Genomic DNA, 21,353 nt, shown 5'->3' on the forward strand with positions numbered 1-21,353 from the left:
ATCAGTTCTGAAAATGACTAAATCTGATTTCTCCTCAGCCATAATCAAATCTGCAGCGCCCCGTGTTGCACTTCCACATGCTCCAAGTTTTGTACCATCTGGGTTCCAAAAAATTAGTCGAGCAGCTGCATCTTCACTGTCGATAAGAACCGCCAATTGATTAAAACCTATTCCTCTGTTCCTATCACCAAGTAATTTTGCCAGACGTGGACTGACTGGATTATTCTGCCCACGTGCGTCAATGAGAACGAAATGATCCCCGTTTGCGTGCATCTTTTGAAATTTAATTGAGCTCATGCTGTGAATGTATTCAGTTTAGACATCTTTTTCCATCAACTTTTGGGGTCATCTAACTGTACTCGAATTCAATGTTGTAAATTGATCCGAGCTTCACCGCGCTAAAGCGGCCCTTGGTGCGATCAGACCGAATGCCTCAAAAGTCCGCATAGCGAAACTTTGAACCATTCAAACGAATTTCCGCTTTGGGTCATTAGCAGACGTTCAGTAAGGTGTCTCCACACGTCCGTTAAGTGCCAAACGCAGACGCCGCCATGTTAGTGAAATCACTTAGACAGGCTCTCTCTTCTCTGCCACTATCGGGATATGGCAACTGATTACGAAGAGTTTTATCTAGAGAATCGACACGGGCTCGGTGAACCAACCAAAGAGTTCGTTACGTTCTTCAATTCATACGACAAGAAAGTCGCGCGGGTACTGGATGTCGGCTGTGGGCAGGGGCGCGACTCGCTGTTTATTGCACGGCTGGGACATCTTGTTACTGCTGTTGACCAATCACCCTCTGGCATTCGTGACCTCAACTTGGATGCAAATGCCGAGACCTTGGCGATTGCCGCCGAAACTGCTGACATTCGCGAGCACGTTTGGCCGGGGCCTTTTGATGTGATTGTTATCGACAGAACACTTCACATGCTTGGTGCCGAGGAGCGCTTAACTGTCCTACACGCGTTGCTGGTGGCAACAGCGCCCCAGTCCCACGTTTTAATAGCCGATGAACGCTCAAACATCCCCGCGTTCAAAGAAGTTTTCGAGAAATCCGGATGGATATGGACGCCTGTGCTCGAACGGCGAGGGTTTCTTTTCGTTCAGCGAACCTGACTGCCATGATGTCTGCTTCGGGTCATAAACTGACGTTGTTATGTCCCCGTCTTTCCCCGAATATTCTGGATTTACTCTAATACCGGACGTTATTGGCGCCGTAGAGCGAGTTTGAATACATGCTGGTTCTTCTCAAACAAAAAAGGAGAAGAACATGCGACTATTTAAAAAAGAGACCGCACGGCAGGTGCCTTGGAATAAGGGCAAGTTGACCGGGCAGAAACCACCTCTTCAGCTTAAACACGTTTGGGCAATCCGAACAACGTTGCAACTTAATAGGCGTATTCGCGATTTGGCTCTCTTCAATCTTGCTATTGATAGCAAACTTCGCGGATGCGACGTCGTAAGATTGAGGGTTGAGGATGTTGCCCCACATGGATATGCAATTGACCGTGCAATGGTACGTCAAAAGAAAACTGGACGGCCTGTCAAATTTGAAATTTCGGAGCAGACACGCCAGGCAATTGACAACTATCTTGAAACGAAGAAGATGGCGCTGAGTGATTTTCTATTTACTGGCCATTGCGGTGGCGACCGATGCTTAACGACCCGGCAATATGTTCGACTGGTTTCGCGCTGGATCGCACTTATCGGATTGGACCCGTCATTGTTTGGCACACATTCGATAAGGCGTACCAAGGCAACGCTCATTTACCGCAAGACAGGAAACCTTCGGGCGGTACAACTGCTATTGGGACACTCAAAAGTCGAAAGCACAGTCAGATATCTTGGTATTGAGGTCGATGATGCCCTTGCAATCGCTGAGCAGGTTGACGTCTGATATACTGGGGTAGAGCAGACATGTTCTGCCCCATTCAGCAAAGGTCTGCAAAGTGCCAGAAGCAGACATTCGTCTCAACTCGAATTTAGGCGGTGTCACATTAACTCGATACTAGGCTATTTCTGTCTTCTTCAGGAAATTAAGAACCCATTAAGTCTTTGAAATATAACAAATTATTTTTTTTAAAATTTCCGCGGTAGTACGTTTAATAACTTAATGTGACAACACCGCCCTATATGGTTAGATGATAAATGGTGGTAATCAACAAAATCCGATAGAAACGTGGACATAGGCGTTGCCTTTCTATATTTGCCCATCGACCTCAGCGTTTTGTAGGATTCTATGCTTAAAATTCAGAATGTGAGTAAGAGCTATGACACACCACAGGGAAAACTTACTGTCCTGAAGGGTGTTGGTTTAGAGCTTGCTGCGGGATCGAGTATGGCGCTCATGGGCGAGTCCGGGAGCGGGAAAAGTACGTTGCTGCATCTGATCGCCGGACTTGATCGTGTGGACGCTGGCAATATTTTCGTTCAGGGTCAGAATATCACGAGATTTTCCGAGACTGAGCGCGCCAGCCTCCGACTAAACGATTTCGGAATTATATTTCAGCAATTTAATCTGGTCCCGAGCCTGAAGGTCAAAGATAATATGGCGTTTCAGGCGCGATTGGCGGGTCGGTATGACCCTGAATGGCAGTCAGAACTTGTTTCCCGGCTTGGGCTGGAAACATTGATGGACCGGTATCTGGAACAGCTTTCCGGAGGGCAACAGCAGCGGGTGGCGATCGGACGCGCGTTTGCCGGCAAACCGTCTTTGCTGCTGGCCGACGAGCCGACGGGCAATCTGGATGAGAGCACGGCAAATGAAGTACTCGCGCTGGCAATGGATCTGGTGAAGCGCACAGGCGCGAGTTTTCTGATGGTAACCCATAGCGCGCATTTTGCCTCCTTTCTCGATCGTCAGGTCACGCTGAGGGCAGGTCGGTTGACATGAGGCAAATAATTTGGGTGTTGGTGAGCCTTCTCAGTCACTGGCGGAGATTTCCCGGTCAATTTGTGACATTACTGATTGGACTTGCTACGGCGACCGCCCTTTGGAGCGGCGTGCAAGCGCTGAACCAGCAAGCCCGTATCAGCTACGACCGGGCAGCTCTGAATATGGGAGGCGAGCAGACGGCCTTTCTGGCGGCAACAGATGGTTCGAAATTCCAGCAATCGACATTTGTTGATCTTCGCAAAGCGGGCTGGGTAGTCTCACCAGTCTTGGAAGGTCGGCTTGAAATCTCTGGTGTCTTGTTCGACATTATTGGCATCGAGCCCGTTTCCATGATGCAGATGTCTGACCAATTGGGGTTTGGCGATGCCGGTGGCTCTGCCATAGACTTTATGACGCCGCCGGGCCTTACCTTTATCTCCGTCGAGACGCTTAAGGCGTATGGATTTTCCGAAGGCGAGAGACTTTCTTCGGAAACAGGAGTGCAATTACCTCCTCTGATCGTTCGGCCAGGTCTCCCACCCGGGGTGTTGATGGTGGATATTGGCATTGCGCAAGGTATCTTAGATGCTCCGGAACTGGCATCTCGCCTTCTGATTGATCCGCGTGCGTCACAGCGAAGGTCGCCCTTGTTTGAAGTTGTTGGCGATCAATTGAAGCAATATCGGCCAGAGAGTAAAGGGGATTTTGAACGGCTAACGGACAGCTTTCATCTGAATTTGACGGCCTTCGGTTTCCTCTCCTTTTTTGTTGGCATATTTATCGTTTATTCGGCGATTGGTCTCGCTTTCGAACAGCGTAGACCCATGATACGTACATTGCGGTCCTGCGGCGTTTCCATGCGATTGCTCATATCTACCCTTTTGATTGAGCTTATGGTCTTTGCAGTCTTTGCGGGCATCCTTGGTGTTATCCTTGGATATGCTATTGCCGCCACCTTGTTGCCGGATGTCGCCGCCAGTATTCGTGGGCTATATGGCGCGCGGATCAGTGGTGAGCTATCCCTCGATCATTCCTGGTGGATTTTAGGCATCGCGATGAGCGTATTCGGTGCGCTTGTCGCCGCAGGCGGCGGCCTTTGGAAAGTCTACCGTCTGCCGCTGCTGTCCTCCGCCCTGCCGGGCGCATGGCATACGGCGGAGCAAAAATGGCTACGCGTGCAATCGGCTGTTGCGGGCCTATTGCTTCTGCTATTCGTCGTGACCCTTACCTTGGGAGAAGGGCTTGTCGCCGGATTTGTCATGATGGGCTCTTTGTTATTGGGATGTGCCTTGCTTCAGCCGGCAATCTTATCGCTGATACTGGGTTACGGTGAAACTTCGGCCAAGGGCCCGATGGTGAAATGGTTTTGGGCTGACAGTCGGCAGCAACTTCCTGGTCTGTCTTTCGCCCTTATGGCGCTGCTGCTGGCACTCAGTGTCAATATTGGTGTCGGCTCGATGGTGGAAAGCTTTCGCCATACCTTTATCCATTGGCTGGACCAGCGTTTAGCTCCGGAAATCTATTTTAACGCCCAAAATGAGGAGCAGGCGCTGGACATAAAATCCTGGTTGGAAAGCCGAGACGATGTCACGGCCGTCCTGCCCATTCGAAATATCGAGATACGCTTTCAAGACTGGCCGACCCAGATATATGGCTTTCAAGACCATGTGACCTATCGTGACAACTGGCCGCTTCTTGAAGCCACATCCGATATTTGGGTGGCCATAAAAACTGGCGACGCGGCCCTTATCAGCGAGCAACTGGCGAGACGTTTTAACCTCACATTGGGATCAGAGATTGAGATCGTGGCACCCTCGGGGGTCTGGGAATTGACCGTTGCTGGCATTTTCTCGGACTATGGGAATTCGAAGGGTCTGATTATGACAAATGTCGACGCTTTTCTATCGCGCTGGCCAGATGTGGCAAAAACCCGGCATGGCGTTCGGGTTGACCCGCAGTCCAAGACAACCGTCCTTAAAGAACTTGAGGCACGCTTTGATCTTCCCAACAGCCGCCTGGTAGACCAGGACACGTTAAAAGCACGGGCGTCGACAGTCTTTGAACGTACTTTCGCTATTACGGCATCCCTCAATACTTTGACGTTCGGCGTTGCCGGTATCGCAATGCTCTGTAGTTTGCTGACATTAAGCAGAAGCCGCTTGCCCCAGCTTGCTCCGTTATGGGCGATCGGTATTACGCGCCATCGTCTGGCATGGATAGAGTTGGCGAAGTCCATGTTGTTGGCTTTGCTGACGGCCGTGTTGGCGCTTCCTCTAGGCCTTCTGCTGACCTGGTGCCTTGTTGCCGTCATTAATGTCCAGGCATTTGGATGGCGTTTACCTTTTCAACTGTTTCCGACACAGTGGGCGCTGCTTTTGGCGATGACCCTCATAGTTGCCCTTCTAGCTACAATTTATCCTGTGCTTCAATTGCGCCGCATGCCGCCTCAACGTTTATTGAAAGTTTTTTCCGATGAGCGCTAAAGGCAGGAATTTTTGGCTCGTGTTGCTATTGGCTACGGCATGTCTGATGTTGCTGCTTGGCATCCGGCATATCGGGGCGCAAGGATTTGCCGGATTGGGAAAGGAAGGTGAGGGATATGGGCAGGTGGTGCCCGGAACGGCGATAACTTTCCCCCAAGACCTTGGGCCACACCCTGAATTTCGTATCGAATGGTGGTATGTCACAGCCAACCTCCAGGATAAATCCGGGAACCATTATGGTATTCAATGGACATTGTTTCGTCAGGCCATGGCGCCAGGACCGGAGGGTCTCGGCTGGACAAATCAACAAATCTGGATGGCCCATGCGGCAGTTACAAGTAAAGATCAGCATCATACTCGCGAGATTTTTGCCCGCGGCGGCACAGGACAAGCCAATGTAACGGCTTCACCGTTTCATGCCTGGATCGATAATTGGAATTTGAAAACAGTGGGGACAGACACCGAAAATCAAGACAACAGTCTAGCGTTGAATGCCTCGGGCAATAATTTTGCGTATGACCTTTCTCTAAGCTCAGCCGCGAGGCGGGCCCTCCATGGAGATAACGGCTTCAGCAGAAAATCTGATCGGGGACAAGCCTCCCATTATTTTAGCGCCCCGTTTCTTGAGGTGAACGGGACAATAACGCTTGCAGGCAAGCCCGTCGAGGTGACCGGCTCAGGATGGTTGGATCGGGAATGGAGCAGTCAGCCTTTGTCGCCGGATCAGACAGGCTGGGACTGGTTTTCGCTTCATCTTGAGGGGGGTGAAAAGGTCATGCTTTTTCGGTTGCGCCATACCGATAAAACGGCCTTTTATTCTGGCACATGGGTGAGCGCCAACGGTGAAGTCGAGCCGCTTGTCGACGGTGATATTATTTTCGATCCAGTTGAAAAATCAACAATCTCTGGCCGATCCGTTCCGACGGAGTGGATTATAAAAATAAATTCAAAAAACCTTTCCATACAAACAACTCCGCTAAATGCAAATAGCTGGATGGAATCTCGCTTTCCGTATTGGGAAGGTCCCATCTGGTTCACAGGCAGTCATCAGGGTAGAGGGTATCTCGAAATGACAGGCTACTGAATGGCGCTGTCATCTATGGACGCCTCCTAAATTGCAAGAGATTTCTGATCTTGGCTTCGCCTAAATCCTGCATAATAATGCTAAGCAGAGACGAGTTTGAATTAGCCGGACTGAATCTCAAAATTCTTTAATAGTGCTCGGCCGTGTTTTATTCGACGGAATAAAACCGGAGCGTTCCGCGTCTCGTGGTTCCCTGACCCAAACCTCTCGATTTGGGTGGATGCCGCCACCACGCGATGCGGGAACAGCAGAGTGACGCGCACGTTGTAAAAGGCGCGTGTCCGCGATCCCACAAGAAGGATGAGTACCGCCATTACCAGCGGTTTCTTTCTCCCAATTAGCTTTGCGCTTCGCAAGCGTATCTGGATCATCAAGCGCTGTGCAAGTTAATTCATTTGTATTCAGGTCTGCGACAATTTCATCCCCATCTTCAATGAACGCGATTGGACCCCCAAGAGCCGCTTCAGGCCCCACATGTCCAATCACCAACCCAACGGACCCTCCAGAGAAACGAGCATCAGTCATCAAAGCAATCACAATGCCCCTCTCGCGGCAAAGGGTCGTAATGCGTGCCGTCGGATCGAGCATCTCCGGCATACCTGGTGAGCCACTGGGCCCTTCGTAGCGAACTATGACCATATCGTTATTTTGAAAGCTCCCAGGTGTTTCATCAAGCGCCTTCAGAAGGTCACTTTGTCCATTGAAAATACATGCTTTACCGCGGAATAGATTGTCGCCCAGTCCACCCTCGACGCCCGCAAGCTTCAATATTGCTGAAAAATCTGGTGACAGATTACCGCTCAGCAAGCGCAAGCCACCGGTTGGTTTGTAGGGATTTTCAACTGTGTAGACCACCTTGCCGTCCGGGTTTGGTGTATTGAGCCGGTTGACCTGCGCACTTAGGGTTTCCCCTGTGCACGTCATAACGTCTCCATTAAGCAAGCCCATTTCCAGAAGTTCGCGCACAATCACTTGAACGCCACCAACTTGATCGATATCGACCATGGAGTATTTGCCATACGGCCGGGCGTCTGTGAGGACAGGCACGACATATTGCGAGAGATGATTGAATTCTTCTGGTGTCATAACGTCTTTCCAAAAGTTCTCATATCCTGCGGCACGTGCAATTTCAGGCACGTGCAATACGACATTGGTAGAACCACCCACAGCCAGTGCGACAATCAAGGCATTGCGCAAAGAGTCGCGAACAACGATGTCGCGGGGCTTCAAATCCATCTCAATCAACTGCGCTAAGTAATGGACGAGCTCGTCTGGAAATTCATTGAGACGTCTCGGGTCATCGGAAGCCGGTGCCACCATGTGCAACGGTTGCATCCCTGCGACGCCGATAAATGTTTGCATGGTATTGTAGGTAAACATGCCACCGCAACTTCCAATACCAGGACATGCATGGCAAGCGATGTGATGGCGGTATTCTGGATCAGGATGGCCGGCGACCTCGTATGCACTAACGATGTCGATTGCACCGCCAGTTTTCGGATCAATTCCAGGATGGATTGGCCCGTCCGACATGATTATTGCTGGCTCATTATGTTCAAGCAGTGCGGCAAGAGTTCCTACTGGCGGTTTATCACATGCAACAACTGCGATGGTTCCTGCAAGACCACTCGCTTCAAGGTGTTCGCAAAGTGCATCGTTGGTGACTTCGCGGCCAATAAGCGAGTAGCGCATTTCGCGCGTCCCGTTTCGAATGCCGTCTGAAGTAGCGACCGTGTATTGAGGCTCGACAAGACGAAATTTCAATTGGTCGGGTTCAGTTCCAATTCGATCCCTAAGTCGTGCATGAATTGCATCAACTTTATCTGTGACGCCTAAATAGCATTGGCTATCGCCTTTAGTTCCCACCACGCCGACAGACGGCTCATGTATCAAGTCCGGGCTGGTTCCAAGTTCCTTTGCGAGGCCAATGGTTTGAGCTGAGCGCCCAGGATGGCGATCAATAAGAACGGATTTCGATTTTTTCATGGAAGTTCCTTAACGCAAAAAATAGACGAAACAGAGTTAAACTGGCATTGTCGCATTAACTTATTATTGCCACAAAATTTGGGAAAATACAATTTCGAGACTACAATTTTTCAATGACTTAAGGGATATTGAATTCCACCAATACATCAAATTTGGCCAATTATTCAGTTAATGTGGCAGCGCTATTTTTTTGGTTGAATGTCTGTTCTGGGCCACTTTCAGAAGTTTTTGTTGGTCTGAAATCACTTCCGCTTTTCCATGCTTTGCAGACATTAATGTCAAGCAAATCAACTTGCGGCCCGACAACGGAAGGAATTGAACTATCTTGATTTAACCTCTTTAGTACTAAAGGGAGACTTTACCTATGGAGCTCCATATACTAAATTTCGTCGCCTTTTCGAAAATTCTACAATTTCTTAAACTAGCTCATTTTTTTAGCCATGATTTCAGCGGCTTCTCTTAGAGGATCATCAGCAAGATGAGCATAGCGTTGGGTTGTCATGGGGTTTGTGTGCCCTAACAGGCGTCCTACGATCGCCAGGCTCATGCCACTGGAGACAAGTTGTGATGCATGAGTATGACGATTGTCATGGATGCGATAATCTTCAATTCCGGCAGATGACAGGACTGACCGCCAGAATCTTTTCAAATCAACAATTGGCTTTTGGGGATGTTTTCCTGGAAACAAAAAGTCTGATTGACTGCCGATTGTATCCCGATGCGCGACTAACAATTCCGTTGCCGCTCCGGAAAGGGGGAGGTGCTCCGTCCGCTTTTGCTTAGTGTGGTGGGAGGGTTTCACCCAAACACATCGTTCCAAGTCGAAGTCCGTCCATTTTGCCGTTAGGACCTCTCCAATTCTTGAACCCGTCAATAGCTGAAGCCGGATTGCATTCGCCGATATTTGGTTTGGATGGCTGTCGAGGGCAGTCGTCAGCTTTTTTAACTCGTTGTCTGACAGCCAGCGGTATCTCTTTTCCTCGTGAAACTTTTCTACGCCTTTGACAGGATTGTCACGGCGCCAGTTCCATTTTATTGAAAGTTCGAACATCTTCGATAAAAGGGAAAGCACCCGGTTGGCTTGATATGGCGTCGATTTGACGGAATTATGGAGTGCCTGGATATCACGATGCTCAATTTCAAAAACCTTGTGAGTGCCCAATGTAGGCAAAATAAATCTACTCAACATGGTTTTGTCATTTGCGACACTCTTAGGGCGCTTCTTCGGGATAGCGTGAAGCTCCAAATACTGTTCTGCCAGTTCATGTACGGTTGGGGATGACCTTACTGCTTTTGCTTCTGCTACCGGATCACCGCCACGGACGACATCAGACAAATATCCATTTGCCAGTTCACGCGCTTGATGAAGAGACATATGGGGGCCGTGTTTGCCGAGCGTTTTTCGTCGCGAACGCCCGGTTTGCCGATTGCGATATTGAACAACGTAGCTCTTTACACCTGACGGTTTTACTCTTACTCCAAAACCGGGCAGGGCATCGTCCCAGAATAATTTCTCGGCCAAGTCCGCCGTAAGTGTATCAATTGAATTTTTCGTTAGTTTTATTTTTGACATTGATGTCTATAACCTTGTCTCTAATCAATAGATAAGCGTAAGGTAAGCTTAAAATATCGTAAAAGAAAGAGATAGATGGTAGATTGATTTTGGTTAAGTGTTATAATTCATTGAAATATAACACTTTAACTCGACTAATAGTAATAGAGCGAAGCGGCTAGAAATAGTGACCGTACGACTCTTAATCAGCGGGTCACAGGTTCGAACCCTGTAGCGCCCACCATATATTTCAATAACTGAGAAGAAAACCATCAGTCCTATTTGCCTCGCAAAATAACGAACAGGGTGCACACTAAAAATCTCAATTGCGTTAGAACCCCAACATAGCTTGTCGCGTTCTTCAGAAGTAATAGATGGCTTATTTTGAAAAATTATCTACCCAGAGTGTTGCTATGAGATCTCTGTTACAAACCATTAAACTTGGAAGCAATATTGGAAGGCCATCGAGTTTATTATAGGGTCAACAGGGAATAGTTCCTCGGCCACGTTACTACTTTTGTTCTAAATTGTGACAAATTGACGGACAGGTCCACTTTATCTATTTTTAGCTGGATTTGGGGTATAGGTATGCTTACCTGCACCATATCAAAAGGAGATAATCATGATCACTGTGGAAAAAGAGAAGACGGGCAACATTCTGAGAGCTGAAGTCGCTGGCAAGATCGAAGTCGAAGATTGGGATAACGTCTTGAAAGCAATCGATCCCATTGTTGCGGAAAAAGGCACAGTTCGGTTATTTCTAGATGCGAGTGATTTTGCCGGTTGGAAAGACCTTGATGCGGCTCGCGCTCATTTCACCTTTGTTAAATTACATCATGAAAACGTCGATCGTATTGCGCTTATTGTGGATCATCATTGGCAAGGGTGGTTGGCGGGTATCGCGGAAATTTTCGTCGATACGGAAATTCGCACTTTTGAAGAAGATCAAAAAGAGGTTGCGGAAAGTTGGCTTTCCAATGATGAACAATCGTCTTTTTCGATTTTGGCGAGTGGTGTTCCCGATATTATTGGCCTCAAAATTAACGATAAACTTACAGGGGAAGATTATGAAAAATCGCTCCTTCCGTTGTTAAATGAATTGATTTCGCAACATGGAAAAATCAAGCTGTATGTAGATATGTCGGGTTTTAATGGTATGGAAATCTCGGCTTTCTGGCAGGATTTTAATTTTGGTATTCGTAACTGGAGTCATTTTGACAGGATGGCTGTTGTGGGCATGCGAGATTGGATGGAAGCGATGACGAAATTGATGTCAGCTATAATACCCGTTGAAATGAAGATGTTTGATGTGGATGAACGCGATGAAGCCTGGGACTGGATAAAGTCTTAAGAGTTCCAGGGATGGTTTAGTCAAGAGAGGTCAAAATTTTTGATTTTATGGCCTGAGAACACTTCGCGAACCTCTGCTAGGGTAATGGCTAGGTACTTAAATTGTGAAAAGGCACAACAATGATTAAAGCACTAACGTTTGATACTGGCGGAACAATCCTTGATTGGCATAAGGGCATATCGTCCGCATTGGCATCTGTCGGTCAAGAACATAATCTCGAGCGGGACTGGGCTGGAATTGCAAATGACTATAGAGGGCAGTCATTGAGGGCTATGGCGAATGCAGGATCGGATACACCCGCAGACTTCAACATTGATGATGTTCATCGCGACAAGCTCACGGAAATGGTAACGAAGTACGGCCTTGAGGCGTTCACAGCCAAGGACAAGGATAAAATTTGGCAAGCTTGGCATGAGCTTGATTGTTGGCCGGATTTTCCCGAACCCCTTCGACAAATGCGAGAAAATTTTGTTGTGGCCTCTTTCACCATCCTTTCCGTATCGCTGATTGTCGATACTGCTAAACGCAATGGTTTGAGCTGGGATGCCGTATTTTCTTGCGAAATGATTGGGCGTTACAAGTTGCTCCCCGTTGCCTATGAGCAAGTGGCAAAATGGCTCGTTCTCGATCCAAGCGAAGTTATGATGGTAGCTTGCCATAATATTGATTTGAACGCGGCGCGTGCTGTCGGATATAAGTCTGCATTTGTCCGCCGACCAGATGAATGGGGAACTGCCGGACCACCGGATCCCATTCCCGATGAGCATCATGATATTATTGCGGACGATTTTCCGGATCTCGTTAAACAGTTAGAGAGTTTCCGCGGTTAATCGAACAGGTGACAGGCGACGGCGACGTTGTCCGAAGTGTTTTGTAGTACTGGTCGATGCTCATAGCATTTCCCAAAAACTTTAGGGCAGCGCGGGTTAAACGGGCAGCCAGCCGGCGGATCCATGGGTGAGGGGAGCTCGCCTTTCAACACAATACGTTCGGAGATATGGTTTGGATCTGCAACAGGTGTTGCCGAGAGAAGGGCCTGTGTATAGGGGTGAGACGGGTTCGCAAAGACTTCGGCCGCAGGACCCTGTTCTACCGGACGCCCGAGATACATAACCATAACGGTGTCAGCGATATGACGAACAACAGACAAATCATGACTAATAAATAAATAGGCGAGGTTCATTCGTTCCTGAAGTTCGGTCAGTAGATTAAGAACCTGCGCCTGAATGGAAAGATCTAGGGCGGAAACCGGCTCGTCTAGAACCAGAATATCCGGCTCCAACATCAGCGCGCGAGCTATTGCGATGCGCTGGCGCTGGCCACCGGAAAACATATGAGGGTACCGATCGAAATGCTCGGGTCTTAATCCTACATTGGACATCATTTCTTGAGCTCGCGCCCGCCGTTCAGGGGCAGCTAACTTCGTGTTTACGAGCAAGGGCTCTTCCAGTGCTGCACCGACCCGCTGCCGTGGATTGAGGGAGCTGTAAGGATCCTGAAATACAATTTGGACTTTGGGGCGGAGATGGGCGAGTGCTTTCAAAGAAGCGGTCGCGATATCTTCTTCGCCGATAACCAAGGACCCACTAGTCGCTGGTTCTATCATTGTTACTAGCCGGGCCAATGTCGACTTCCCGCAGCCGCTTTCTCCCACAACCGCTAAAGTTTTTCCGCGTTGAAGCGTAAAGCTGGCGCCTGCAAGAGCTTTAAGGGAAAGGTTCGGTTTGAAGGCGCCGGTAGAAATCGGGTAGTGGCGCGCAAGATCCGTGGCGGTGAGGACAGTTTCACTATTCATGCGACAACCTCTTCTTTTCCTGGGTGACCAACAGGCTGTCCATCTTTAAGTGGATAATGACAAAGGGCGGAACCAAAATCGGACGTCGCAATTGCGGGCTTTTTAGCGCGGCATAGGGATGTTGCATAAGAGCATCGAGGTGAAAAGAGACAACCGTCCGGCCGATCAAATTGTCCGGGTACAACACCGGGAATTGACGCCAGCTTTTTGCCGACGGCGCGTTCTGGCAGGGCGGAAAGAAGCGCTTGGGTATAGGGATGATGGGGTTCCGCAAAAAGGCCTTGGACATCCTGCATTTCAATGCGCTGCCCGGCATACTGGACCGAAACTCGCTGAGCTGTTTCCGCCACGACGCCCATATCATGGGTGATCAAGACCAAGGCCATGCCTGTATCCTGTTGTAGCTTGAGAAGCAGGTCGATAATCTGAGCTTGAATTGTAACGTCAAGAGCGGTGGTCGGTTCATCAGCAATTAATAATTTTGGCTGGCAGGCAATGGCCATAGCAATCATGACCCGCTGGTTCATGCCGCCTGAGAGTTGATGGGGAAACGAGGACAGGCGTTTCTCTGGCGCCGGAATACCAACTTGCTCCAGCAGATTTATAACCCGCTCCTTTTTTTCGCGCCGGTTGAGTTTGAGATGTGCTTGAAGGGCTTCTCCCAGTTGAAATCCGATGGTAAAGCACGGGTTGAGGCTGGTCATCGGTTCTTGAAAGATCATGGCGATATCTTTGCCAATAATTTTTCGTCGTTCTTTTGGCGCCATATTGAGCATATCTTTGCCATCAACGGCCATGACATCTGCGGTGATTGTTGCTGTCCAAGGAAGAAGTCCCATAACCGCCAACATCGCCACGGATTTTCCAGATCCGGATTCGCCGACGACCGCCAAAACTTCACTTTTCTCCACCGTCAATGATACATTGTCCACGGCACGGAAATTTCCGTGCGCTGTTCGAAATTCAACACTCAGGTTTTTAATTTCCAGCAAGCTCATATCATGACCTCCGAAGCTTGGGATCTAGAGCATCGCGTACGCCGTCGCCCATCAGATTGATGGCGAGAACAGTAAGCAATATTGCAAAACCCGGCAATGTAACGACCCACCAGGCGCGCAGGATAAATTCACGCGCCTCGGCCAGCATCGTCCCCCATTCAGGCGTCGGCGGTTGGGCGCCCATGCCTAAAAAACCCAAAGCTGCGGCATCAAGGATTGCCGTAGAAAATGACAAAGCGCCTTGTACAATAAGAGGGGCGAGGCAATTGGGTAGAATAGTGTTGAACATCAGGCGCGGTGTTCTTACGCCAGCAACACGTGCCGCGGTTACATAGTCCTTCGATCGTTCGCCCATTACCGCTGCACGGGTCAGTCGCACATAATGCGGTTGTTGAACAATCGCGATGGCAATCATGGCATTGACTAAACTCGGGCCAAGGATGGCCACGAGTGCGAGTGCGAGAAGTAGGGCCGGGAACGAAAGAATTACGTCCATGACCCGCATGATCAACGTATCGACGATACCACCGACATAGCCGGAGATTAGCCCAACAATGATGCCGACACCCAAGGCCAGCGAGACCACGATACAGCCGACAAATAGTGAATAACGGCTGCCGTAGATAAGCCGGGAAAGCATGTCCCGGCCAACCGGATCTGTTCCAAGAATAAACTTCCAGGATCCACCTTCCTGCCAAACAGGCGGGACAAGCAGGGCGTCGCGATATTGTTCTATGGCGGTATGCGGTGCGATGACGTCTGCAAATATTGCAACAAGACAGATGAAGAGGAAAAACCACATGCCAGCAACGGCACCCTTGTTTTCCTTGAAATAATTCCAGAACTCAATCAGCAATGCCAGGCGCGTTGTTTTGCGATTGTCGAGTTCTTCTGGGATGGGCGCAAGTGTGTCTGTCATGTCAGCCTCCCGTATGCCGAATTTTTGGATTAATAAGCCCATACATCAAATCAACAATTAGATTGACGAGCATGACGATAGTCGCAATGAGCAGTAGCCCGCCTTGTACCGAGGGATAATCTCTCCGGAAAATGGAATCAACCATCCACTTACCAATACCTGGCCAGGAAAAAATGGTTTCCGTAAGAATAGCTCCGCCCAATAGAACGCCAACCTGAAGGCCAATGGTTGTAATAACGGGGATCAGCGCATTGCGGAGCGCATGGACACCGACAACTCTAGTTGGAGAGAGGCCTTTGGCTTTAGCCGTTCTTACATAGTCTTCGCCAAGTACTTCCAGCATCGCAGATCGTGTTTGGCGGGCGATAACAGCGAGAGGAATGGTTCCTAAGACAATAGTCGGTAAGATTAAATGCGAGACGGCGGAAGAAAAGGCGCCTTTTTGGCCCGATAATAGGCTGTCGATCAGCATAAACCCGGTGACTTGAGGAAAGTAGTAAATCAAAGAGATCCGCCCGGACACTGGGGTCCAGCCAAGAATTCCTGAAAACAGGATAATGAGCAGCAAACCCCACCAAAAAATTGGCATGGAATAACCAATCAGTGCTGTTCCCATGGCTGTATGGTCGAACCAGGTACTTCGTTTAACAGCAGCTATTGCACCGGCCGTAACACCAATAATTGTCGCAAATATTATCGAGCAGAGGGCTAGTTCAAAAGTCGCCGGGAAGAGTGTAAAAAACTCTTCAAGAACGGGCTTTTTGGTGATCAGCGAGTTTCCCAGGTCTCCTTGCATGACCCCGTAGACATACTCAAGGAACTGTTCCCATATTGGTCGACTGTAACCAAATTTTTCAAGGAGTTCCGCGTGGCGTTCTGGGGTCAACCCGCGTTCTCCAGCCATCAGAAGAACCGGATCGCCTGGAAGTAGCCGGATAAAACTGAACGCGGCTATGGTCACGCCTAAAAATGTTGGTATGAGAAGACCAACGCGTCTCAATATAAAATAAAACATGTGCTAACCGATATATGCTCTGCCACCAGTGATGAAATATACTGGTGGCAGAAATTGCGCCATTAACCGGCTGACTTAGTTGTCAATATCAACACCGTAGAAGACATGACCACCGAATGGATCGATTTTATAACCTTCGACTTCATTGCGCATTGCTTTAAAAACAAGAGAATGTGCAATTGTCGCCCAAGGAGCTTGTTCCTTGAAGACGACTTGCGCCTGCTCATAAAGTTTGGTGCGCTCTTCAACGTCAGAAGTGATTTTAGCTTTCTGAACTAGATCTTCAAATTCCTTGTTACACCATTGGGCACGGTTAGATCCGCCAACAGCGTCACAGCCGAGCAATACGGCCAGGAAGTTATCCGGGTCACCATTGTCTCCGGTCCAGCCGAGTAAGACAGCACCATCGCGGTCTAATTCTTTTGACCGTTTCAGATACTCGCCCCATTCATAGGAAACAATTTCAACGTCGACGCCGACTTCTTTAAAATCAGCTTGAAGGAGTTCCGCCATCCGGCGGGCATTCGGGTTATAAGGACGCTGAACTGGCATTGCCCAGATTTTCATTTTCAGGTCTTTAACACCGGCGTCGTCCAGCATCTTTTTGGCAGCAGCCGGATCATAACTGTCATCCTGTATCGCTTCATTGTAAGACCAGATGGTTGGTGGAATCGGGTTTTTGGCTGCCTTGCCTGCACCCTGGAAAACCGCATCCAGGATGGCTTGCTTATTGATGGATTTATTCAAAGCCTTCCGCACGTTTGGATTGTCGAACGGCGCAACTTGCGTGTTATAGGCGAGATATCCGACGTTCAGTCCTTCTTGCTCCGGAAGTTTCAAACGGCCATCGTCGCGAATGGCCTGTAAATCGGCTGGATTAGGATAGGGATTAAAATGGCATTCACCGGCGAGAAGACGCTGATGACGAACGGATGAATCAGGTGTGATCGCGAAAATCAGATCATCGATTTTTGTCCGGCCAGCCCAATAATCATCATGGGCCTTGTAGCGAATGACCGCATCCTTTTGATAGTTAACAAATTTGAAAGGGCCTGTACCAACCGGCTTCTGGTTGAGGTCTTCCATTTTGTCTGCCGCGACCAGTTGATCCGCATATTCCTTGGACATAATGGACGCGAAATCCATTCCCAGGTTTGCAATCATGGGTGCTTCTGGCCGGTTCAAAACGAACTTGACCGTATTGTCATCAACCGCGACAATATCCTTAAGCAGATCCGGCATGGACATGCTGTCAAAATACTCCCACGCCGTACCAGCTGTATACTGGTTCCAAGGATGATCTTTATCTAGCTGCCGCTTGAACGAGAAAACAACATCATCGGCATTCATATCACGGGTCGGTGTGAAAAATTCAGTCGTATGGAATTTAACACCTTTTCGAAGGTTGAATGTATATTCCAGCCCGTCGTCCGAAACCGACCAGCTTTCGGCAAGTCCGGGGCCAATTGACGTTGTACCAATTTTGAATTCTGCAAGTTTGTTATATACCTGCCGTGAAGAGGCATCAAAAGTTGTCCCAGCGGTATAAAGCGCTGGGTCAAAACCTTCCGGCGAGCCTTCTGAGCAATGAACAAGCGTTTTCGCCTGCACACTGCCAATCATCATCGCCGACGCCAACACAGCTGACAGCAATAGTTTTTTGGATCCCATTATTTCACTCCCTGATATTTAATGGATGATCTGAATCCTGTAAGTCCCTTTCAGATCAGGCAAAGACCTTACCTAATTATTTTGATGTTGGAAATAGCTATTAGTTTGTTTAGCTAAATTATTGTATTAAATAAGTATTTCGTAATTATTATTATTTTACGCTAGCGCTTTCCGCCGGCAAATATCTATCTATGAGAGGATAATCTTCCGTTAGAACTACCCGTCGAGGGATTCGGCGGCCTCTGCGGCAATTTCAAATGCTCTGAGTCTCGCTGTATGGTCAAATATCTGCGCGGTCAAAATAATTTCGTCAGCGGCTGTTTCTTTCTTGAAATTGATCAGGCTTGTTCGGACATCCTCCGGATCTCCAAGCGCTGTATAAGTCATAAAACGAGAGACAACGGCATTCTCTTGAGGACCCAGCTGATCGCCGAAACCTTTTACTGGCGGCGGTAATTGTACCGGGTTGCCGGTGGCGAGTTTTATCACGCCTTGCATCAGGGAGGTGGCAATGTAATTTGCTTCCTCCTTCGTGTCTGCTGCTTGCAAATTCATCGCAGCAATTACATAAGGCTCAGCAAGCTGCGCCGAGGGGCGAAAATCCCGTCTGTAAATATGGAGGGCCTCTTGCAAATGAGTGGGCGCAAAATGTGAGGCGAAAGCGTATGGCAAACCAAGATAAGCCGCCAGTTGTGCCCCATATAAACTGGAACCGAGAATATAAAGGGGAATATGCAGACCGGCACCGGGAACGGCTTTTAGGCGTTGACCCGGTTCCGGGTCGGAGAAATATTTTTGAAGTTCCTGAACATCACTTGGAAAACTATCCACATCACTGGTCATGGAGCGGCGAAGTGCGTGGGCCGTCATACCATCTGTTCCGGGTGCCCGGCCCAAGCCAAGATCTATTCGGTCAGGATAAAGGGAGGCGAGGGTGCCAAATTGCTCGGCGATCACCAGGGGAGCGTGGTTGGGCAGCATGACGCCGCCAGAACCTATGCGAATTGAATTTGTATGCGCTCCCACGTGGGCGAGTAAAACTGACGTCGCCGCGCTGGCTATGCCGGGTATATTATGATGCTCCGCGAGCCAATATCGATGAAAGCCGCTTTTCTCAGCAAGTTGTGCAACCTCAACAGAATTGCGGAATGATTGACTGGCATCGCTGCCTTCCGTGATGGGCGCCAGATCCAGAACAGATAGTCGGGTCATATTTTTGAACTGCCTTTTTTATTTTCTTTGTTAAGTGATGGCGGTTTTCATTGCGCTTTGTCAAGGCAGATCAAGAAAGCGGCTTTGCCTGCAGCGTATTGTCGAGTACGCTGTTAAGCTTGGGGATGCAAATTGTTGTTTGGGAGAACACATGCCGCTTGAAATCTCTTACTCACCTTTATTGGTGATGGCGTCAATTGCGATCGCGATAACCGCGTCATTTACGGCCCTGAGGATGACCTCCAACTTACGCCTGATGACGGTGGCACAGCGGAAAAAACGGGTTGCTCAAGGTGCGCTAGCGCTGGGTGGCGGGATCTGGTCCATGCATTTTGTCGGCATGTTGGCCGTGGATATGCCGTTGTCGCTGGCCTATGCACCCTTGCCAACGCTCGGATCAGCTCTTATTGCGATATTGGTGACGGGGGCCGCTTTGCTGTCGCTGCATTTCGGTGTGCGAAATAAAAAACGCATTGCCATCGCCGGTATAATCACCGGAATTGGTATTGTCGCGATGCATTATCTGGGTATGAGCGCAATTTCAGCGAACTGTATCGTCACGTATAATCCATTAGGTTTGATCGTCGCTGTTACAATTGGGATCGCGGCCTCCATTGCCGCAATGGAACTCGCCTATGGACAACGCACCTTAAAGGCCGCCATCGCCGGGGCTGTTGTTCTCGGGCTTGCCATTTCGGCCATGCATTATTCCGCCATGTATTTCACTATTTTCAGTATCAATAGCAATGTTGTTGCAACGCCGGTATTGAGTAAAGATACATTGGCATTGATAGTCGCTTTAGCGTCCTTCTTTATTTGTGGATTATTCCTCCTGTCAGCGGTGCCGTCGAGCGATGAACCTGCGACTGAGCCTGCTATTGGTGATAATGCCCTTGGAACACAGGAAGTACGTACGACCATAACAGAGAGCGAAGAGGTCGGCGCCAAAGCAGCTTCCTCTGTTGCCTTTTCTCGTGCTATGTCGCAATCGCCAGAAGACATAAATGACGGTCGCATACCCTATGACAGGAATAAGACAATCCGCTTCTTGCCATCATCGGCCATTCTTATGGCGCAAGCGGACGGGCACTACACGAAACTCCATAATGGCGAAGAAGAATTGTTCTGTCCCTGGCCGATTTCCCGCCTTGAGAAAAAGCTGAATCCCGGCATGTTTATTCGCACGCACCGCAGCTATCTTGTTAACCGCCAGAAGATAACGGGGCTGCGCCGGGATGGGGACAAAGCCTTCTGTCTGATGGGCGACGAGACTAATCTAGAAGCGCCGGTCAGCCGCGGTCGATTGGCTGAACTTCGCGAAATATTGAAAACCGGATAAGTTAGACTCTCAATTTCCAACCGCATTTCGTGCAGGTATTTTGCATTTCGTGCACGACAGGCGTTTTCCAAGCCTGTTACCTTACCTTCTGCCCAGATTTTGCCTCATGCTCTTCCCAATTACGAAATAATCGTTCGATCAGTCCGTCAAAAAGGTCTGAAAACTACAATATAGGGAGGAACATCAGAATGATACCTGGGTCATTTGACTATCATCGACCGCAAACCGTTTCCGAAGCCGTTGGCATGCTGGCGGATATGGGGGACGACGCAATCATCGTTGCGGGCGGACATAGCTTGATACCGATGATGAAATTGCGCATGGCACTGCCAGAGCATCTTATCGATATTCAGGATATATCCGACATCAAGGGAATTTCCGTTTCTGGATTGGATGTCACCATTGGTGCCATGGTGACGCAAGCAGAGCTTATCACGTCAGAAGAAGTGCATGCTGTCTGCCCAATTTTACGCGAAACGGCTTTGCAAATTGCGGACCCGCAAATCAGAAATGTCGGAACAGTGGGCGGCAACGTTGCCAATGGAGATCCGGGCAATGATATGCCGGCGATCATGCAGGCACTTGATGCGACATTTGTACTGGCTGGTGGATCCGGTAGTCGCGAAGTGAAAGCGCGCGACTTTTACGAAGCGGCGTTTTTTACGGCCCGCGAAGAAGGCGAGATACTGACTTCCATAAAATTCACGGCGCCGCCCTCGGGCCACGGTTATTCTTATATGAAACAGAAGCGTAAAATCGGGGATTACGCAACGGCGGCTGCAGCCGTCATGTTGACGTTGAACAATGGCAATGTGAGTTCGGCCGCCGTCGGCCTGACCAATGTGGCGGATACACCGCTATATGCGGAAGCAGCCGTTGCGGCTCTTGTTGGCTCATCCCTGGATGACGCCAGTATTAAAGCCGCCGTTGATGCTGCGAAATCCATCACCGATCCTGCTCTTGATGGACGAGGTCCGAAAGAATTTCGCACTCATATTTTGGGCGTGATGGTTGAACGCGCCATTCGTGCCGCAGCAGCCAACGCTGGTTAATCTTATCTTGTCGGAGAAAAA

General features: G+C 49.1%; 17 protein-coding genes and 1 pseudogene. 9 read left to right on the forward strand and 9 right to left on the reverse strand.

The features are described 5' to 3' along the window. Positions 1-297 (reverse strand): annotated as a pseudogene (locus V7723_RS16485) (diaminopimelate epimerase); the annotation flags it as partial. A 306-nt stretch (positions 298-603) separates the two neighbouring features. On the opposite strand from V7723_RS16485, the gene V7723_RS16490 reads away from it, so the two are divergent. From V7723_RS16490 to V7723_RS16510, 5 genes are all read left to right on the forward strand, one after another. Next, entirely contained in the window at positions 604-1,116 is a 513-nt protein-coding gene (locus V7723_RS16490; RefSeq protein WP_335685588.1) for a methyltransferase domain-containing protein, read from the forward strand. A 154-nt stretch (positions 1,117-1,270) separates the two neighbouring features. Further along, positions 1,271-1,897 (forward strand): tyrosine-type recombinase/integrase, encoded by a 627-nt coding sequence (locus V7723_RS16495; RefSeq protein WP_335685589.1) that lies wholly within the window; start codon positions 1,271-1,273, stop codon positions 1,895-1,897. A gap of 342 nt (positions 1,898-2,239) precedes the next feature. Then, the gene (locus V7723_RS16500) at positions 2,240-2,893 is read left to right on the forward strand and encodes an ABC transporter ATP-binding protein (RefSeq protein ID WP_335685590.1); all 654 of its coding nucleotides are present in this window, start codon (positions 2,240-2,242) and stop codon (positions 2,891-2,893) included. Then, positions 2,890-5,358, forward strand: a complete 2,469-nt coding sequence (locus V7723_RS16505) for an ABC transporter permease (protein WP_335685591.1) — start codon at positions 2,890-2,892, stop codon at positions 5,356-5,358. Before V7723_RS16500 ends, V7723_RS16505 begins: the two co-directional genes overlap by 4 nt. Next, positions 5,348-6,442 carry a lipocalin-like domain-containing protein gene (locus V7723_RS16510; RefSeq protein WP_443024246.1) on the forward strand — a complete coding sequence of 365 codons (1,095 nt, stop codon included), beginning with the start codon at positions 5,348-5,350 and terminating at the stop codon, positions 6,440-6,442. Before V7723_RS16505 ends, V7723_RS16510 begins: the two co-directional genes overlap by 11 nt. 117 nt (positions 6,443-6,559) lie before the next feature. Here the strand turns inward: V7723_RS16510 and V7723_RS16515 are convergent, their stop codons facing one another. Continuing rightward, the gene (locus V7723_RS16515; RefSeq protein ID WP_335685593.1) at positions 6,560-8,428 is read right to left on the reverse strand and encodes a dihydroxy-acid dehydratase domain-containing protein; all 1,869 of its coding nucleotides are present in this window, start codon (positions 8,426-8,428) and stop codon (positions 6,560-6,562) included. A 421-nt stretch (positions 8,429-8,849) separates the two neighbouring features. After that, positions 8,850-10,001 (reverse strand): tyrosine-type recombinase/integrase, encoded by a 1,152-nt coding sequence (locus V7723_RS16520; RefSeq protein WP_335685594.1) that lies wholly within the window; start codon positions 9,999-10,001, stop codon positions 8,850-8,852. Positions 10,002-10,602: 601 nt separating this feature from the next. Between V7723_RS16520 and V7723_RS16525 the strand changes: the two genes are divergently transcribed. Together V7723_RS16525 and V7723_RS16530 are read left to right on the forward strand one after the other, a co-directional pair. After that, positions 10,603-11,331 (forward strand): STAS/SEC14 domain-containing protein, encoded by a 729-nt coding sequence (locus V7723_RS16525; RefSeq protein ID WP_335685595.1) that lies wholly within the window; start codon positions 10,603-10,605, stop codon positions 11,329-11,331. Between the two features lie 119 nt (positions 11,332-11,450). Continuing rightward, a complete protein-coding gene (locus tag V7723_RS16530; RefSeq protein WP_335685596.1) occupies positions 11,451-12,161 on the forward strand; it encodes an HAD-IA family hydrolase in 711 nt (236 codons plus the stop codon). Here V7723_RS16530 and V7723_RS16535 read toward each other — a convergent pair. The 6 genes from V7723_RS16535 to V7723_RS16560 form a co-directional block, all read right to left on the reverse strand. Further along, positions 12,158-13,126: a dipeptide ABC transporter ATP-binding protein gene (locus tag V7723_RS16535; protein ID WP_335685597.1), complete on the reverse strand. Its 969-nt coding sequence runs from the start codon at positions 13,124-13,126 to the stop codon at positions 12,158-12,160. The genes V7723_RS16530 and V7723_RS16535 overlap by 4 nt on opposite strands. Beyond that, positions 13,123-14,124 (reverse strand): ABC transporter ATP-binding protein, encoded by a 1,002-nt coding sequence (locus V7723_RS16540; RefSeq protein WP_335685598.1) that lies wholly within the window; start codon positions 14,122-14,124, stop codon positions 13,123-13,125. Before V7723_RS16540 ends, V7723_RS16535 begins: the two co-directional genes overlap by 4 nt. Before the next feature lies 1 nt (position 14,125). Next, positions 14,126-15,043, reverse strand: a complete 918-nt coding sequence (locus V7723_RS16545; protein ID WP_335685599.1) for an ABC transporter permease subunit — start codon at positions 15,041-15,043, stop codon at positions 14,126-14,128. 1 nt (position 15,044) lies between these two features. Further along, complete coding sequence (locus V7723_RS16550; protein WP_335685600.1) at positions 15,045-16,058, reverse strand: ABC transporter permease subunit; 1,014 nt, start codon at positions 16,056-16,058, stop codon at positions 15,045-15,047. A 75-nt stretch (positions 16,059-16,133) separates the two neighbouring features. Further along, entirely contained in the window at positions 16,134-17,729 is a 1,596-nt protein-coding gene (locus V7723_RS16555) for an ABC transporter substrate-binding protein (protein ID WP_335685601.1), read from the reverse strand. Positions 17,730-17,945: 216 nt separating this feature from the next. Beyond that, complete coding sequence (locus tag V7723_RS16560; protein WP_335685602.1) at positions 17,946-18,941, reverse strand: LLM class flavin-dependent oxidoreductase; 996 nt, start codon at positions 18,939-18,941, stop codon at positions 17,946-17,948. A gap of 151 nt (positions 18,942-19,092) precedes the next feature. Here V7723_RS16560 and V7723_RS16565 point away from each other — a divergent pair, with 151 nt between their 5' ends. Together V7723_RS16565 and V7723_RS16570 are read left to right on the forward strand one after the other, a co-directional pair. Continuing rightward, positions 19,093-20,280, forward strand: a complete 1,188-nt coding sequence (locus V7723_RS16565) for an MHYT domain-containing protein (protein WP_335685603.1) — start codon at positions 19,093-19,095, stop codon at positions 20,278-20,280. A 188-nt stretch (positions 20,281-20,468) separates the two neighbouring features. Continuing rightward, the gene (locus V7723_RS16570) at positions 20,469-21,332 is read left to right on the forward strand and encodes an FAD binding domain-containing protein (protein WP_335685604.1); all 864 of its coding nucleotides are present in this window, start codon (positions 20,469-20,471) and stop codon (positions 21,330-21,332) included. Positions 21,333-21,353: the final 21 nt, after the last annotated feature.

Source organism: Sneathiella sp. (assembly GCF_036960985.1).
Classification (GTDB): Bacteria; Pseudomonadota; Alphaproteobacteria; order Sneathiellales; family Sneathiellaceae; genus Sneathiella.

Excerpts from the sequence above, each read along its gene's own strand:
- V7723_RS16490 (WP_335685588.1), top strand. The coding sequence starts at position 604 with ATGGCAACTGATTACGAAGAGTTTTATCTAGAGAATCGACACGGGCTC.
- V7723_RS16495 (WP_335685589.1), top strand. The coding sequence starts at position 1,271 with ATGCGACTATTTAAAAAAGAGACCGCACGGCAGGTGCCTTGGAATAAG.
- V7723_RS16500 (WP_335685590.1), top strand. The coding sequence starts at position 2,240 with ATGCTTAAAATTCAGAATGTGAGTAAGAGCTATGACACACCACAGGGA.
- V7723_RS16505 (WP_335685591.1), top strand. The coding sequence starts at position 2,890 with ATGAGGCAAATAATTTGGGTGTTGGTGAGCCTTCTCAGTCACTGGCGG.
- V7723_RS16510 (WP_443024246.1), top strand. The coding sequence starts at position 5,348 with ATGAGCGCTAAAGGCAGGAATTTTTGGCTCGTGTTGCTATTGGCTACG.
- V7723_RS16515 (WP_335685593.1), bottom strand. The coding sequence starts at position 8,428 with ATGAAAAAATCGAAATCCGTTCTTATTGATCGCCATCCTGGGCGCTCA.
- V7723_RS16520 (WP_335685594.1), bottom strand. The coding sequence starts at position 10,001 with ATGTCAAAAATAAAACTAACGAAAAATTCAATTGATACACTTACGGCG.
- V7723_RS16525 (WP_335685595.1), top strand. The coding sequence starts at position 10,603 with ATGATCACTGTGGAAAAAGAGAAGACGGGCAACATTCTGAGAGCTGAA.
- V7723_RS16530 (WP_335685596.1), top strand. The coding sequence starts at position 11,451 with ATGATTAAAGCACTAACGTTTGATACTGGCGGAACAATCCTTGATTGG.
- V7723_RS16535 (WP_335685597.1), bottom strand. The coding sequence starts at position 13,126 with ATGAATAGTGAAACTGTCCTCACCGCCACGGATCTTGCGCGCCACTAC.
- V7723_RS16540 (WP_335685598.1), bottom strand. The coding sequence starts at position 14,124 with ATGAGCTTGCTGGAAATTAAAAACCTGAGTGTTGAATTTCGAACAGCG.
- V7723_RS16545 (WP_335685599.1), bottom strand. The coding sequence starts at position 15,043 with ATGACAGACACACTTGCGCCCATCCCAGAAGAACTCGACAATCGCAAA.
- V7723_RS16550 (WP_335685600.1), bottom strand. The coding sequence starts at position 16,058 with ATGTTTTATTTTATATTGAGACGCGTTGGTCTTCTCATACCAACATTT.
- V7723_RS16555 (WP_335685601.1), bottom strand. The coding sequence starts at position 17,729 with ATGGGATCCAAAAAACTATTGCTGTCAGCTGTGTTGGCGTCGGCGATG.
- V7723_RS16560 (WP_335685602.1), bottom strand. The coding sequence starts at position 18,941 with ATGACCCGACTATCTGTTCTGGATCTGGCGCCCATCACGGAAGGCAGC.
- V7723_RS16565 (WP_335685603.1), top strand. The coding sequence starts at position 19,093 with ATGCCGCTTGAAATCTCTTACTCACCTTTATTGGTGATGGCGTCAATT.
- V7723_RS16570 (WP_335685604.1), top strand. The coding sequence starts at position 20,469 with ATGATACCTGGGTCATTTGACTATCATCGACCGCAAACCGTTTCCGAA.